This is a genomic window from Phenylobacterium sp. (assembly GCF_031984885.1).
In the GTDB taxonomy this organism is placed as follows: Bacteria; Pseudomonadota; Alphaproteobacteria; order Caulobacterales; family Caulobacteraceae; genus Phenylobacterium.
The window spans coordinates 253,761-267,941 of the sequence record NZ_DAMABV010000005.1 but is presented as its reverse complement, the minus strand read 5'-3'; the positions used below and the strand labels follow the sequence as shown (position 1 = coordinate 267,941).

The 14,181-nt window shown below is 69.3% G+C and carries 14 protein-coding genes; 9 read left to right on the top strand and 5 right to left on the bottom strand.

Going from position 1 to position 14,181, the window contains the following annotated elements; genetic code table 11:
• Positions 1-118 precede the first annotated feature (118 nt).
• From RTL41_RS10220 to RTL41_RS10205, 4 genes are all read left to right on the top strand, one after another.
• Positions 119-1,114 carry a nitronate monooxygenase gene (locus RTL41_RS10220; RefSeq protein WP_312163986.1) on the top strand — a complete coding sequence of 332 codons (996 nt, stop codon included), beginning with the start codon at positions 119-121 and terminating at the stop codon, positions 1,112-1,114.
• Positions 1,115-1,458: 344 nt separating this feature from the next.
• Entirely contained in the window at positions 1,459-3,798 is a 2,340-nt protein-coding gene (locus RTL41_RS10215) for a TonB-dependent receptor domain-containing protein (RefSeq protein ID WP_312163984.1), read from the top strand.
• Positions 3,788-5,251, top strand: coding sequence for an esterase-like activity of phytase family protein (locus RTL41_RS10210; RefSeq protein ID WP_312163981.1), 1,464 nt, complete (start codon positions 3,788-3,790; stop codon positions 5,249-5,251). The genes RTL41_RS10215 and RTL41_RS10210 overlap by 11 nt, the downstream gene beginning before the upstream one ends.
• A gap of 61 nt (positions 5,252-5,312) precedes the next feature.
• Positions 5,313-5,636 (top strand): hypothetical protein, encoded by a 324-nt coding sequence (locus tag RTL41_RS10205; protein WP_312163978.1) that lies wholly within the window; start codon positions 5,313-5,315, stop codon positions 5,634-5,636.
• Between the two features lie 8 nt (positions 5,637-5,644).
• Here the strand turns inward: RTL41_RS10205 and RTL41_RS10200 are convergent, their stop codons facing one another.
• Both RTL41_RS10200 and RTL41_RS10195 read right to left on the bottom strand, forming a co-directional pair.
• A complete protein-coding gene (locus RTL41_RS10200) occupies positions 5,645-5,911 on the bottom strand; it encodes a DUF2171 domain-containing protein (protein ID WP_312163975.1) in 267 nt (88 codons plus the stop codon).
• 64 nt (positions 5,912-5,975) lie between these two features.
• Entirely contained in the window at positions 5,976-6,968 is a 993-nt protein-coding gene (locus RTL41_RS10195) for a hypothetical protein (protein WP_312163972.1), read from the bottom strand.
• Between the two features lie 174 nt (positions 6,969-7,142).
• Here RTL41_RS10195 and RTL41_RS10190 point away from each other — a divergent pair, with 174 nt between their 5' ends.
• Positions 7,143-8,282 (top strand): hypothetical protein, encoded by a 1,140-nt coding sequence (locus RTL41_RS10190; RefSeq protein WP_312163970.1) that lies wholly within the window; start codon positions 7,143-7,145, stop codon positions 8,280-8,282.
• A 9-nt stretch (positions 8,283-8,291) separates the two neighbouring features.
• Here the strand turns inward: RTL41_RS10190 and RTL41_RS10185 are convergent, their stop codons facing one another.
• Together RTL41_RS10185 and RTL41_RS10180 are read right to left on the bottom strand one after the other, a co-directional pair.
• Positions 8,292-8,792, bottom strand: coding sequence for a response regulator (locus tag RTL41_RS10185; RefSeq protein WP_312163968.1), 501 nt, complete (start codon positions 8,790-8,792; stop codon positions 8,292-8,294).
• A gap of 95 nt (positions 8,793-8,887) precedes the next feature.
• Positions 8,888-9,910: a DJ-1/PfpI family protein gene (locus RTL41_RS10180; RefSeq protein ID WP_312163966.1), complete on the bottom strand. Its 1,023-nt coding sequence runs from the start codon at positions 9,908-9,910 to the stop codon at positions 8,888-8,890.
• Positions 9,911-10,107: 197 nt separating this feature from the next.
• Between RTL41_RS10180 and RTL41_RS10175 the strand changes: the two genes are divergently transcribed.
• From RTL41_RS10175 to RTL41_RS10165, 3 genes are all read left to right on the top strand, one after another.
• Entirely contained in the window at positions 10,108-10,821 is a 714-nt protein-coding gene (locus RTL41_RS10175) for a 2OG-Fe dioxygenase family protein (RefSeq protein WP_312163963.1), read from the top strand.
• Between the two features lie 73 nt (positions 10,822-10,894).
• Positions 10,895-11,029: a hypothetical protein gene (locus RTL41_RS10170; protein WP_312163962.1), complete on the top strand. Its 135-nt coding sequence runs from the start codon at positions 10,895-10,897 to the stop codon at positions 11,027-11,029.
• 32 nt (positions 11,030-11,061) lie between these two features.
• Positions 11,062-12,723 (top strand): glycosyltransferase family 4 protein, encoded by a 1,662-nt coding sequence (locus tag RTL41_RS10165; protein ID WP_312163959.1) that lies wholly within the window; start codon positions 11,062-11,064, stop codon positions 12,721-12,723.
• Here the strand turns inward: RTL41_RS10165 and tauD are convergent, their stop codons facing one another.
• Complete coding sequence (gene tauD / locus RTL41_RS10160; protein ID WP_312163957.1) at positions 12,724-13,602, bottom strand: taurine dioxygenase; 879 nt, start codon at positions 13,600-13,602, stop codon at positions 12,724-12,726. It lies immediately after the preceding gene.
• A gap of 255 nt (positions 13,603-13,857) precedes the next feature.
• On the opposite strand from tauD, the gene RTL41_RS10155 reads away from it, so the two are divergent.
• Complete coding sequence (locus tag RTL41_RS10155) at positions 13,858-14,178, top strand: hypothetical protein (RefSeq protein WP_312163954.1); 321 nt, start codon at positions 13,858-13,860, stop codon at positions 14,176-14,178.
• Positions 14,179-14,181: the final 3 nt, after the last annotated feature.

Sequence of the window (14,181 nt, the reverse complement as noted above, 5' to 3'; positions counted from 1 at the left end):
AAATTGCGGCCAGTCATCGTCAGGTCGGAGTTTCGATGGTCTTGCGAGCCCAATGCTTCGGCCGTGATCAATACGCCTGACGAGGCAGCTTCAGAAAAGACGTAGGGATGGAAAACGCATGATCAACACCCGCATCACTGAGATGTTCGGCGTCGAGACGCCGCTAATCATGGGCGGCATGACCGGGGTGGGCTATGCGCCGCTGGTGGCCGCCGTGGCCAACGCTGGGGCGCTCGGCTTCATCACTGCGCACCACTCGCCGACCGCCGAAGCGCTGTGGGACGAGATCAAGCGCTGTAAGGAACTGACCGACAAGCCGTTCGGGATCAACCTGACCCTGCTGCCGTCGCTCAACCCGATCCCCTATGACGAGTACCGGCACGCGATCATCGAGTCCGGCATCAAGATCGTCGAGACTGCCGGCCGTAACCCCACCGATCACCTGCCGGCCTTCAAGGAGGCGGGCGTAAAGGTGATTCACAAGTGCACCTCGGTCCGTCACGCGGTCACCGCCGCCAAGCACGGCGTCGACGTGATCTCGATCGACGGCTTCGAGTGCGCCGGTCACCCTGGCGAGGACGACGTCGGGCTGGTGGTGTTGCTGCCGGCGACGGTCGATGCGGTCGATATTCCGGTCATCGCCTCTGGCGGCATGGCCGACGGCCGCAGCCTGGTAGCGGCCCTGGCGCTGGGCGCCGAGGGCGTCAACATGGGCACCCGCTTCATGGCGACGCAGGAGTGCGCCATCCACGAGAACGTAAAGAAGAAGATCGTCGAGAACACCGAGCGCGACACGCTGCTGACCAACCGCACGCTGCGCAACACCAGCCGGGTGGCGCGCAACGCGGTGTCCGAGGAGGTCGTGCGCATCCAGCAGGACCCGACCAAGACCATCGAGGACGTGCGCCACCTGGTCGCCGGCGTCCGCGGCCGGACCAACGTCATGGGCAAGGGCGACACCGACGACGGCATCTGGACCGTCGGCCAGAGCCAGGGCCTGATCCACGACATCCCGACCGTCGCCGAACTGGTGCGCAACATCATGCGCCAGGCCGAGAGCTGTCTGTTCCGTGGCGCGCGGCGTGTGACGGTTTCGGAAAGTGAGATCGCCTAAGTAGCGGACCGATGCCTTGAGGCTCCCAACGCGGTTCCGGGTACGCACTCAACGGTTAGCGCCGTCCTGCCGGGGGGCTTCGCGGCGGCCTTCGTGAAGCTGCGCTTCTGCGCCACCACGACGAAGGCGGCCAGGTCATCGAAGTTGGCGTTCGGCACTCATTGTTCCAAGCAATAGGACTATGCCCAGCGATGTAACGGCGGCAGAGGTCGCCGACTGCAGCAAAAACGTCATCGATGCGTCGGCAAAAACGTCATCGAGGCGTGAAATGGCAGAGCTTCTGACAACAGTCGGCGCCGCGGACCTCGGGTCCTTGCGGCGCCTTTGTTCTAAAGGAAGCCTGAATGCTGCAAAAGTCCGCTGCCGCCCTGGCGGTCGCCGCCTGCTTCTCGGTCGCCACGCAGGCCCACGCGGCGGATGCGCCGGCCACGGAGGCGGACGGCGCCGAAGTCGAGGCGGTCATCATCGTCGGCGTCGGCGCGACCCGCTCGGTCTCGACCCTGGCGCCGTCGAACCTCGATCTGTACCCGCCGGGGACCAGCGTGCAGAAGGTGCTGAACTTCCTGCCGGGCGTGAGCGCGCAGTCGATCGACGCGCTGGGCGTCAACGAACAGTCGCTGTCCCTCCAGGTGCGCGGCTTCAACACCACCCACCTCGGCTACACGCTCGACGGCGCGCCGCTCGGCGACGGCGCCTACAACAACTACAACGGCCTCACCATCAGCCGCGCGCTGATCTCCGAGAACCTCGGTCGCGCCGACCTGGCGACCGGCATCGCCGGCCTGGGCATCGCCTCGACCAGCAACCTCGGCGGCGCGCTGACCTATGTGTCCAGCGACCCGCACAAGGAGATGGGGCTGGCGGTCAGCCAGACCATCGGCAGCGAGAACACCGCGCGCACCTTCCTGCGCTTCGACACCGGCGAGCACCGCGGCTTCTCGGCCTATCTGTCGGGCCAGTACAGCGAGCAGGACTTGTTCGTGGACCAGGGCGCCTGGAACAAGTCCACCGGCAAGCAGTTCAACGGCAAGCTGCAGTATGCGTTCGACCGCGGCGTGCTGACCGCGTTTGCGGACATTTCGCGCACCAACCAGGCCGACGACACTTATCTCTCGAAGGACATGCTGGGCCGCCTGGGCTGGGACTGGGGCGGCTATGCGCCGAACTGGCAGGCCTATCTCGACCGCGCCTATTGCTCGGTGACCGCGCCGACCGCGCCGACCAAGTGCGTCGACTCCACGCCGCCGGAAAAGCGCTCCGACGTGACCTTCACCAACGGTCAGATCCTGCGCAACGACGAGCTGTACTACATCGCCGGGGACTACGACCTCACCGAGTCCCTCCACCTGCGCGCCCAGGTGTACAAGCACACCGACAAGGGCGCCGGGAACAACTGGATCACCGGCTGGTCGACCCAGGGCACTCCGTCCACCGCCGACGACCTGCCGGTCCAGATCCGCGACACGCGCTACACCATCGACCGCAGCGGCGTGCTGGGAAGCCTGGCCTGGGACGTCGGCGTCAACCGCATCGAGACGGGCTTCTGGCTGGAGGACAACACCAGCAGCGCCGTGCGCTACATCTGGACCAACGTCACCGAGCCGTTCAGCCTGGCGCAGTTCCTGAAGGGCCAGCCGGACCTGGCCCAGTGGGCGCAGGCGACCGACTGGACCACGCGGCAGTTCTACATCCAGGACACGGTGAGCCTGTTCGACGACGCCCTGAGCATCGAGTTCGGCTTCAAGAGCACCTATGCGAAGTCCGACGCCCAGGCCATCCGCGGCATCGCCAAGGCGCCGCCGCCGGCGTCCAGCCAGTTCGCCAGCGGCGTGCTGACCGCCAAGGACAACTTCCTGCCGCAGGCGGGCGTGCGCTGGCGGTTCGCGCCCGGCCACGAGGTGTTCGCGAGCTACGCCGAGAACATGGCCATGTTCCAGGGCGGCTTCAAACTCGGCCCGCAATCGGTGTCGCAGGCCGTCTGGGACGCGCAGGGCCGGTACCTGAAGCCCGAGACCTCCAAGAGCTTCGAAGGCGGCTACCGCTATGTGAGCGGCCCGCTGCAGGTCTCGCTGGCCCTCTACGAGGTGGATTTCAACGACCGCCTGCTGCAGTACAACCCCTGCCCGACGAACCAGCAGCAGAACCCGGGCTGCGGCAACTCCTTCCACAACGCCGGCAGCGTCACCAGCAAGGGCGCCGAGCTTGGGGTGCTGTGGCGGCCGCTGCCGTGGCTGAACTGGTACAACTCGGCCTCGTACAACAAGTCCACCTATGACGAGGACCTCAACTGGTGCACGGCCACCTGCGTGGTCAAGGCCACCGCCGGCAAGCAGCAGGTGGATACGCCCAAGCAGATGGCCGCCAGCGTGCTGACCCTGACGCACGGCGGCTTCTCGGCCTCGCTGCAGGGCAAGTACACCGGCCGCCGCTACTACACCTACACCAACGACCAGAGCTTCGGCGGCTACACCACCTTCGACCTCGGCCTCGGCTACCGCTTCGACGGTATCGGCGTCATGAAAGGCGCCAAGCTGGCGCTGAACGTCACCAACCTGACCGACAAGCGCTACGCCTCGAACTTCGACAGCAGCGTGTTCGCGCCGGACGACGCGGCGGGCTCCATCCTGGTGTTCCACTCGTCGGCGCCGCGGCAGATCTTCGGTACGCTCAGCATTGACTTCTAAGCGTCTCCTCGCCGCCCTGACCCTGTTGTGGCTCTTCCCCGCCCTGGCCGGCGCGGAAGAGCCCGTCACCCGGCCGCATCTGGATCAGACCGCGCCCCCGCACAGCGTCTCGCTGCACGACCAGACCTTCGTCAGCCACGGCCTGGTCGGGGCCGGCCGGCTGCCGGCGGACACGGTCGATTTCCTCGGCGACACGCTCGGTTCCTTCTCGTCGCTGCAGGTCGCGCCCGGCAGTTGGAAGCGCGTCGGCGATCACTATGAAGGCGTCCTCTGGACGCTGCCGGACCGCGGCCGCAACGATCCCGGCGCCAATCTCTTCTTCGACTATCGCGCCCGGCTCGAGCGCCTGCGCGTCCGCTTCTGGCCCGGCGATGGACGGCTGGACCTCGTTCCCGACGGCGGGCTCGAGCTGCGCGACTTCCGCGGCCGGCCGTTCACGGGCGCCGATCCGGGCGAAGGGACCTTGACGCAGCGCGGCCTGGTGCTGCCCGCGCCCGCCAGCGGGGTCGGCGCCGGCAAGGTGTCGCTCGACGCCGAGGGGCTGCAGTTCACGCGCGACGGCGGCTTCTATGTCAGCGATGAATACACCGCGAACGTCTACTACTTCGATCGCCGCGGGCGTTTGCGCGGGGTGATAAGCCCGCCCCCGGCGGTCGCGCCGCGCAGTGAGGGGCGGCCCGACTTCCGCTCGCTGCAGACGCCAAAGACCGGTCGGCGCAACAACCAGGGACCGGAGGGCGTGTCGCTGTCGCCCGACGGCCGCACCCTGTTCGTGGCGCTGCAGAGCGCGCTGATCCAGGACAGCGCCGCCGGCGACGCCGCCGGTCGCGTCAACACCCGCGTTCTGGTCTACGACGTCAGCCGCACCCCCACGCCGGCGCAGCCCGTCGCGCACTATGTGATGCGGCTGCCGGCCTACACCGCCGACGGCCAGGGCGGCCCCCCCGATCGCACCGCCGCGCAGAGCGAGATCCGCGCGCTGGACGACCACCGGTTCCTGATGCTCTCACGCGACGGCGCGGGACGCGGGGCGGCCAGCGGGGCGCCCGTCGTCTACAAGAGCATCCTGCTGGTCGACGTCGCGGGCGCGACCAACCTCGCGGGCACGCCATACGAGACCGGCGCCGCATCGCTGCTCCAGGATCCGGCCAGCCCGGCCCTGCGGCCCGGCATCGTCCCGGTCCAGCAGGTCGAACTGGTGAACATGCTGAGTCCCGACCAGCTCGCGCGCTTCGGGCTCAGCGTCGAGGCGCTGTCGGAGAAGTGGGAGGCGATGGATCTCGTCCCGGTGCTGGAGCCGGATCGTTCGGCCGACTACTTCCTGCTCGTCGGCAACGACAACGACTTCATCGCGCGCCGCTGCGTGATGTCCGGCCAGTCCTGCGACTCCGACATCGACAACGACAACTGGGTCCTGGTCTACCGCGTGAGCCTGCCGGCCCCGTTGCGATAGGCCGGCGCCGGGCTTGCGCGGGCATGGGGAGGCTTCCCATCTAAGGGCGAAGGAGTTCGTCATGGATGTTGCGCCGGCCGCCCTTGGATACCTGCTCGTCCTGCTTGGCGTGGGCGTGGTCTCGTTCGTCGTCGGACTGCGGCTGGGCGCGCGGGCGCAGGCCCTTCCGCCGCTGTCCGAAGACGAGCAGGTCGCGGCCGCGTTCGGCGTTCTGAAGCGGCGCTTCGAGAAGGAGGCCCTGGCAGAAATGCAGGCTTCGGGCGCGCCGCTCTGGTCGCCCGATCCCGCCCGCGTCGCCGAACTCAGCTATGGCGCGCGCCTTGATGGGCCCGTGCTTGTGGGACGCAACACCAAGGCCGGCGGCCGCTCCCCCGACCAGGACTAGCCGGCCGGCTAGCCGTTCCGATCCGCGATCGCCTCGCCGCCCTGTTCCTCCTCCAGGAACGCGGCGTTGTCGGCATTGGCCGAGAGCCTGACCTGATTGCCTTCGACGCCGGCGACCAGGCCGCCGGAGAGAAAGTGATGGTGGTCGCCGTGGGAGCCGCTGTCCGCCCGGGTCAGCTTGATCCGGTCGCCCTCGACCTTGTCGACCGTGCCGAGGTGGACGCCGTCGGCGCCGATGACTTCCATATGTTCCTTGATCGCCGAGAGGTCGGCCATGGCTCGCGCTCCTTCAGGATATCTGGCTGAGGGTGAACGGAGCGGACGGCGCGATGTTCCGAGCTCACGGAACGGGACGCTCGCCGCCGCCCTGCGGCGTCGGCCAGAGCCGCAGGATTTGGCCGAACAGGTCGCGCAGCAGCAGCAGGCTCTCCTGATTGAGGCGCGCGACGCGGTCTTCGGCGGCCGGCGCCGGGGAGGCGGTGTGTCCTGCTGGCCCGCGGGTGACCAGCCCGCGGGCTTCCAGCCTGGCCAGCCGGCGGCGGACGCTGGCCGTCGGCTGCTGGATCGAGCGCGCCAGGGGCAGGGTCTGGACGTACCTGCGCGGCTCCGCATCGTCGGCGGCGCCGGTCGCCTCGACGAGGGCGAGATAGGTGATCGTCTCGTCATAGCCGCCGGTGAGCTCGGTCACCCGCGAGCCGAAATCGATGCCGAACGCGCTGGCGCGGCGCGAGACCAGGCGCCAGGGAAGCGGATCGGGGCCGGCGAACCTGTCCAGGGCGGGCCAGTCCATGTCGGGCGCGCCCGCATGCAGGTCGCGCAACAGCGTCCGGACCGCCTTGAAGTTGGCCTCCGACCCGTTCCGGTACTCGGCCCGGGCGAGGTGCGGCGCATGGATTCCAGCCGGGGTGCGCACGCACAGCCCGGCGCCGACGAGGCGCTCGACGCGGCGCCGCGTGGTCTCGTAGGGCAGGCCGAGCCGGGCGGCGAGGGCGCGCGTGCTGGTGGGACGCTTGAAGCCGTCGGGAGGGACCTGATCGAAGGCGGCGTACCTGCGCGACAGGATCGGGTCGGCGTCGACGTGGCCGATATTGGCGTCGACCAGGGCGACGAGCACGAAGGCGGTCAGGGCGTCGCCGCCCGAACCGTCGGTGCCCGCCAGATAGGCGCGCAGGATGAAGCGGCTGGCGGCCCGCATCGCGATACTGGCCGTGCGGGGGCTGTGGACGGCGCCGGGCGCCTCGGATGGTTGCTGCTCCGGGCTGGGCGTCCAGCCCATCCAGGGTTCCAGCAGCGGCCGGCGCGAGCGTCCGGTGTCTGTGGGCGCGCGCGCCATGAGGGGTCCGCTTCCAAAGCGCCGTTTCTGACCAAACCGCCTCGACGGCGCTAGCCGCCGGGCCAGATGACAATGTTCAATTTGGGTACGCCCCGATTTGATCTTCGTCATGTCGGTAAGAAAATGGCGCCAGACCGCCTCCCGGGAACACCTGTGGATGGGGATCGCCGGACTGTGCGCGGACTTGAGAATGACCGGACGATCCGTCGGCTGACCGCCCTGCAGCAGTCGGCGTCGACCGCCCGGGTCCTGAACCTGCTGAGCGTCCACCAGCGCAGCCATGACGACCCCAGCCTGGCCGCCTCGCCGTTCTTCAACAGCCGGCTGATGGACCGGGCGATCATCCTGAAGCATCGGCTGCGGCCTCACGAGTACGGGCTGTTCTCCTCGCCGCGCCCGACCGCCACGAAGATCCTCATTCCCATCGACGGCGCGGATCTGCGCGCCGGCGCGCGTTCGGCCTTCATCGGCCAGCGGGACTTCAGCGCCGCGCTCGAATCGGTGTTCGGGGACGACCTTCGGGCCGGATCGCGCGATCGGCGGGTGCTGGACCTGATCGATGAACTGCCTTCGCTCGATCCGTTCCTGCTTCGCGAGCACCTGCGCGCCAACGGCATAGAGCCCGCCCGCGCCTATTTCGGAATCTCGGACGCCGACGTCCAGCGCATGTTCGAGTTCGTCCGCCAGGAGGTGATGGCGCTGGTGACCCTGTCGGCGGGCGAGCAGCAGGGCGCCAACGCCCATGCCACCCGGCTGGTGGAGAAGCTCCTCTCCAGCGCGCCGGACAGCGGGTTCGAACCGCTGAAGGCGACGCTGAAGCTCAGCGACCAGGAGTACCTGGACGGCGTCTTCTCCTGGCGCGGATTCCTCTATTACAAATGGCTTCTGGCCGATCTGGCCGAGCCCATGGCGCACGTCCTGGCCGACATCGGCCGCATCCAGGGCCGGGGTCCGCGCGACCCGGAGGCGGCCAGCTACATCCCCGAGGCCAAGCAGCGCCTGCGGCAGGGCATCGGCGCGGCGACCCGCAGCGTGCAGGGGATGCTGGACATCTACAATCGCGCCTACGCCTCCTTGACGCAGCACAACGATCCGGCCGCCTTCCGCGAGTTCCTGCTCACCGCCCCGGCCATGTTCAAGAACCTCGGCGAACAGCTCGGCGCCATCCAGCACGTCATCAGCTTCTGGCGTTTCCGCTTCCCCGAGGGGCGGCCCAAGCTGATCTCGCCCACGGAGCTCATGGACGTGTTCCTCGACTTCGAGGATGGGCTCGCCTTCGTCTGCGAGCCGCCGCGGCTGGCGCTGGTCGACTAGGGGCCCGGCTCAGAGCTCGATGACGCCGCCGTCGGACTGGCGCCGCCAGGGGCCGGCATAGTCGGCCAGCTTCAGCCGCCGCCGGTCCGGTCCGAAGAAGTTCGACGATTGAACGAAGGGCCGCGGCCGCACGATCACCGCCTCCAGGCGGCGCAGTATGGTCGTCGCCGAGACCGGCTTGCAGAGAAACTCGGTCACGCCCAGGTCGCGCGCGCGCCGCAGCCGCAATTCGTCCGAGTGACCCGTCAGCATGATGATCGGCGCGAAGCGGAGCGGGGAGGGCTGCGTGCGGATGGCGCTGAGGAAGTCCAGGCCGTTCATCACCGGCATCTCGTAGTCGACGAAGCAGACGTCCGGCTGGCAGGCGAGCGCGGCGCGAACGCCCGAAAGCCCGTCCGGCGCATAGTGCAGGCGCCGGACCCCCGCCGCCGCCAGGACGGTTCCGACGATCGTCCTCATCTGAGGATTGTCATCGACCACAAGTATGGTCAGCGCCGCCAGACCAGTCATGTCGAGCCTCCTTGGACGGGCTGCTCAAATGATCTCGCAGGGTTGCCGAACCCTTCACGGAATGCGGGCCATAACCCATTTTGGCGCGGGTCGGCTCACCAGGCGCTGACCGCGCCGTAGGGGTGCTCGAACTGCAGGGCCACGAAGCGGGCCGTCGCCTCGCCATAGGCGGCGCGGATCTGGTCGAAGGTTCCTTCCATGACGTCGGGCTCCTGCAGCATCGCCGTTCGGTCGAAGCGCTCGGGCAGGGCCTGGGCGCGGTATATCCGCAGCCCGCGCCGCGACGTCACGCTGGGCGCGCCCTGCGCCCACGCCGTCGAGCGGTAGGTGCGCGACCAGCCGTCCAGGGCCGTCCCGAACGCGATCTCGTCGAAGCCCGGCGACAGCGGCACGGCGACCTCCTCATGCCGCCAGAAGGCCAGGCGATTGGCGAGGACCAGGATCATGCCGCGCAAGGTCAGCCTGTAGTCCCGCCCCTCATGCGCCTGGTCCGGCAGGGGCTGGCCCAGGCGCCTGGCCGTCTCGCGCATCACCTCCTCGCCGGCGAGTTCGCGCAGCAGGTCGAGGGAAGCCGGCTCGCCGGCGCTGATCCCGGCGGTGGTGGTGATCGGCCCGTCGGTGATCCATCTGGCGTCGCTGCGCCAGGCCGTCTTCAAATAGCGCCGGGCGACCTTGCCGCGGCTGTACCAGTGGATCGTCGCCTGGCGTCCGTCGAGCAGGCCGGCCGCGGCCAGCACCTTGGCGCCGTTGCAGATCGACATGATCCGCGCGCCGTGGCGCGCCTGGGCCTGCAGCCAGGCCGACCGCGCCGGATCGTTCTCGACGCTCAGGGCCGGCACGATGACCACGTCCGGTCCGTTCGGCCGCTCCTGCGCAAGCTGCGCCAGCGTCATCTGCGGCGCGGCCCAGGCCACGCCCGGCGTCAGGCGGATCGGCCCGGCCGTCGCCGATACGACGCGCACGTCGACCGCGCCGCTCTCGGCGAGGATCGCATAGGGCGCGAGCAGGTCGCTCGCCACCGTGCCGCCGCGATCGGCGAGGATCACGACCAGCGGCTTGGCGGCGGCGCCGGCGGCGAGCGTCAGCGCCATGATCAAACCCATGACGAGGCGAAGCATCAGGCCAGGCTCCCGGTTGACGAGGCGTCACATGATTGGGCCGCCAACATCTATCCCCGCCGCCGGGTGGCCGAAATGACATAAATACCTCGAATTGGGCCATGCGGACTTGACCCCGCCGCCGTCCGCGCCGCGCTGATCGGGGTTGAATGTTGGCCGCAATGACATAGCTCGGGTGCGCCGAAGGGGACGCGCCGTTGCTCGATCAAGTCAGACTGCAGGTGGCCAGGGACGGGTTCGCCCGGGTGCGGGCCCCGGACATGCGCGGCATGCTCGGCGAAGCGGCCCTGGCCGACTGGCCGGCCTATGCGCAGAGCTGGAACGAGCTGGCGATCGACGAGTACATGGCCGATGGCGGCCGCTATCGGCGGCGGCGCTACGCCAGCCTGGAGGCGCAGCCGGGCAAGGTCACGCGGCTGGCGCACCAGCCGCACTTCCAGAGCCTGGCCTACAACCGGCTGAACGGCGGCGTGGAGCGCTGGTTCGAGCCGATCACCCGGGCGGTGGGCGACCTGCCGCTGACCCGCCGCATCCTCGACCTGTCGCTGGACGTCTTCGGCGGGGCGGCGCCGGATCCTAGCTTTCCCTGGCGCACCGAGATGCACCAGTTCCGCATCGAGGCGCGGGCCGGCGAATCGGGCCGTCCGACCCCGGAGGGCGCCCATCGCGACGGCGTCGACTGGGTGCTGGTCATGCTGGTCGCCCGCGAGAACGTCGCGGCGGGCGTCACCGACATCTTCGATCCGGCCGGCGGCGCGCTGGGCGGCTTCACGCTGATGGAGCCGCTGGACGCGGTCTTCATCGACGATCGCCGGGTGTTCCACGGGGTGACGGCGATCGAGGCGGTCGATCCGGCCAGGCCTGCCTATCGCGACGTGCTGGTGACGACCTTCCGGCGCAGCGACGGGTGAGGCGACGGGCCGCTTGGCGGCCGCGCCCGCGCATGCGACAGACCGTCCGTCCGGGATTGGGGAAGCGCGCACGATGCGGGTGCAGACGGAAGCATATGGCCTGAAGCTGCCGGCGCCGGCCGACGGCGTGAACCAATGCCTCCGCGACGGTCCACGTCCGACCAGGATCGCCGGCTTCCCTTACCTGACCCGCTACGGCCTGGCCTGACGCGGCGCCCCTTCGCAGATACGGATATCCCCTTGGCAGGCAGCATCGCGCTCTATCATCCGTCCGCCGGCGTGCGGCCGAAGAACAACCCGTTCGGCAAGGACGTCGCCAATGTCGAGCTGTTCAAGGCGGTGCTGCGCTATGCCGACGTCGATCGCGTCGACTTCCTGACCGGCGCCCAGGTCGCGCCCGCGGACCTGGTCGCGGGGCTGACCCCCGGCGAGATCACCCGGCCGCAGGTCACCGTCACCCATCTGCTCGACCAGCGCCCGCCCGCGGACGCCGGCGCCCTGGTGCGCGGCGTGCCGGACCTGACCGACATGGCCTGGCTGCGCCGCCAGGCCGGGCTGGAGAACGCCTACAGCCTGGTGGGCATGGTCCACACCCTGGCGCCGCCGGCGATGCGCGAGATGATCGCCAAGGCGGCGGTGGCGCCGATGCAGCCTTGGGACGCGCTGATCTGCACCTCGCCGGTGGTGCAGGACGCCCTGACCGAGATGTTCGACGAATGGACCGGCTACCTGGCCGACCGCTATGGCGGGACCAAGCAGATCCGGCCGCATCTGCCGCTGCTGCCGCTGGGGGTCGAGGGCTCGGCCTTCGCCGCCCTGGCCGACCGCCCGGACGTGCGCGCCGCGACCCGCGAGGAGATGGGCGTCGGGCCCGACGACATCGTGGTGATGTGGGTCGGGCGACTGTCCTTCTACGAGAAGGCCTTCCCGCAGCCGATGTTCCGCGCGGCGGAGGAGGCGGCGCGGGCCAGGGGCGTCAAGGTGCACTTCGCCCTGGTCGGCTGGTTCCCCGACCCGGACATGCACCGACAGATGTACGACGAGGCCGCCCAGGCCTATGCGCCCTCGGTCAGCGTCCACTACCTGAACGGCAACGACAGCGACCTGGTCGGCAGGATGTGGGCCGCGGGCGACATTTTCCTGTCGCTGGTCGACAACATCCAGGAAACCTTCGGGATTACGCCGCTGGAGGCGATGGCGGCGGGCCTGCCGGTGGTGGCCAGCGACTGGGACGGCTATCGCTTCACGGTCCGCGACGGGATCGACGGGTTCCTGGTCCGCTCGCTGGGCGGGCCGGTCGGGGCCGGGCAGGGGCTGCTCAACCGCCATATCCACCTGGGCGTGACCTATCAGTCCTATGTCGGGTCGGTGGCCCAGCATACGGCGATCAATGTCGGCGACGCGGCGGCGCGGATCGCCGACCTGATCGCCTCGCCGGAGCTGCGGGCCCGGATGCGCGAGGCCGGCCGCCGGCGCATCCGCGAGACCTTCGACTGGCAGGTTGTCGTCGGCGGCTTGCAGGAACTCTTACGAGAGCTGGCCGCGATCCGCACGGCCGCGGCGCCGGAGGCGCTGAAGTACAAGCGCAACCCCACCAAAACCGAGCCCTATGGCGCGTTCGCCAGGTTCGCGACGTCGGTGCTGGGAGGCGGGACTCGCGTCGTCGCGCGGCCGGGGGTCACGCTGGCGGACCTCGAGCGCACCAGGTCCGTGCGGCTGGATCACTTCGCCTCGAACCTGCACGCGCCGCACGAGGACAACCTGGCCATGCTGCAGCGGCTGATCGCCGAGGGCGAGATGAGCGTGCGCGACCTGATCGCGCCGTTCCCGCAGGGACGTCAGTTGCTGCTGGGCATGTCCATCGTCTGGATGTGCAAGCTCGGCCTGCTCGACTGGCGCTAGCTACTCGGCGGCGGCCTTGATCCCGGCCGGCAGGCGCGCGCGGTTGTAGGGCCGGTCGCCCAGCACGGTGGCGCGGTTCATGATCCGGCGGTGGGGCAGGTAGTCGTTCACCGCATAGTGCTGGGTGACGCGGTTGTCCCAGAAGGCGATGGCGTTTTCGCTCCAGCGCCAGCGGACCAGGAACTCCGGCTTCTGGATATGCTCGAACAGCATGTTCAGGATCGCGTCGCTCTCCTTGCGGCGCAGGCCCTTGATCCGCTCGGTGAAGCCGAAATTGACGAACAGCCCGTCCTCGCCGGTCTCGGGGTGCGTGCGGATCACCGGATGCAGCACCGGCGGGTGCTGGGCCACGGCCTGGGCGTGCTTGTCCGCGCCGGCGGCGTTGGCCACGATCCCGCGGGTCGGGAAGCCGCGGGCGAAGTCGTGCACCGCGTCCAGGCCTGAGAGGAACTCGCGGAAGGCCGGCGAGAGCGCCTCGTAGGCGGCCTTCATGTTCGACCAGATGGTGTCGCCGCCCGAGGGCGGCAGCAGCTTGGCGTAGAGGATCGAGGCCATGGGCGGCGTCTCGATGAAGGTCACGTCCGTGTGCCAACTGTCGTTGTCGGTCGGGTTGTCCTTGTGGTTGTCGAGGATGAACAGCTCGGGCGCCTCGGGCACGCCGGGATAGAGCGGATGGGTGTGCAGCGCCCCGAACCGCGCGGCGAAGTCGCGGTGCTGGACCGGGGTGATGTGCTGGTCCTCGAAGAACACCACCTGGTGCTTGAGGAACGCCTGGCGGATCTCGTGCAGCAGGTCGTCGCTGAGCGGCTGGGCGAGGTCGACGCCTTCGATCAGCGCCCCGATGGTCGGGGTCAGAGGGGTCACCTTGAACTGGGCCATGTCTAGCTCTCCGCTTGGAGATGGCATCTAAGCGCGCATGGCGTGAGCGCGCTACTGGAGTCGGCGGGGCGCGGCCCGCAGAAAAGATCGCCCGGCCGCCAGTTCGCCTGCAGGCGCGCCGCTGGCCTGGAAAGCAACTCTCGGATGCGCGTGTACGACTTCTGCCTGTTTTCTCAGTAGATTTGAGCTCTTCAGGCCAGGCAACCGGGGCGTTTGCTAACCCGGAATCAACCTTAACGGCCGAGTTTGAGGTTCGTGATCCTGGCCTCTTCCACATTCCGCCGTCTCGCGCCCTGGGCGCCGGCCCTTCTGCTGGCCATGGCCGGCGCCGTGGGCGCGGCGGTCGCCGCCGCGCGGCCGCTGGACGAGCGCGAAGCGGCCGGGATCTTTCCGCCCTGGTGGAGCCAGGAAGAAGCGCTCGCCGCCGCCAGCCGCGCAGGCGCCGTGATCGCGGTCGGCCGGGCGCCCTTCGTGATCGTGGTCCGCGCGCCGGAGGGCGACGCCGCCGGCCGCCTGAGGCGGGCCGGCGCCCTGTTTTCGGTCGACCCCATGCAGGCGCGCGCCTGCGGGATATGAGGA